The sequence below is a fragment of the Priestia sp. P5_B4 genome, from assembly GCF_056400385.1.
In genome coordinates, this window is the sequence record NZ_JBFULJ010001296.1 from 1 (window position 1) to 779 (window position 779).

The 779-nt window shown below is 41.1% G+C and carries 1 protein-coding gene; it reads left to right on the top strand.

Annotation, left to right across the window (positions count from 1 at the left end):
- Positions 1 to 110: 110 nt before the first annotated feature.
- A partial coding sequence (locus tag AC1DRF_RS30585) for an FGGY family carbohydrate kinase (RefSeq protein WP_477742646.1) occupies positions 111 to 779 on the top strand: 669 nt, incomplete at its 3' end.

The following is a 779-nucleotide window of genomic DNA, read 5'->3' on the forward strand; positions in this document are numbered from 1 at the left end:
GACAAATGTACGTACAAATAAATATACTTAGGTTGTTAACAAATTCAAACAGCGTTACATAAAACGGAAAGCGCTTCCTTACTGCTATAGGTTCAGAAAGGAGATTAAACGTGAAAACAACTCAAGAAAGCATAAAACAAGCAATTGCTAAAGGGAAAACGTCCCTTGGAATTGAACTTGGATCTACTCGTATTAAAGCGGTGCTGATTGATGAAAACTTTGAAACGATCGCATCTGGAAGTTATGAATGGGAAAATCTCTTAGAAGACGGTTTTTGGACGTACAACTTACTCGATATTATTACAGGTCTGCAAAGTGCTTACCGTGAAATGAAGCAAGAGGTAGAACGAAGCTATGGAATCACGATTCGAACAGTTGGCTCCATCGGCGTTTCAGCTATGATGCACGGATATATGGCGTTTGATAAAACGGGTGAGCTGCTTGTTCCGTTTCGAACGTGGCGTAATGCAACAACAAGCGCAGCAGCAAAAGAATTAACTGAACATTTCCAATTTAATATTCCTGAACGATGGAGCATTGCGCATTTGTATCAGGCAATCATCAATCAAGAAAAACATCTGCCGCGCATTGATTACATGACAACGCTAGCCGGCTATATTCACTGGCTGCTGACGGGTAGTAAGGCGCTTGGCATTGGAGACGCTTCGGGGATGTTTCCAATTGATGAACGCACGCAAAATTACAGTGAAGATATGATGAAGCAGTTTGATGAGCTTATTTCCTACAAAGGATATCCGTGGCAACTATCAGATATTCTG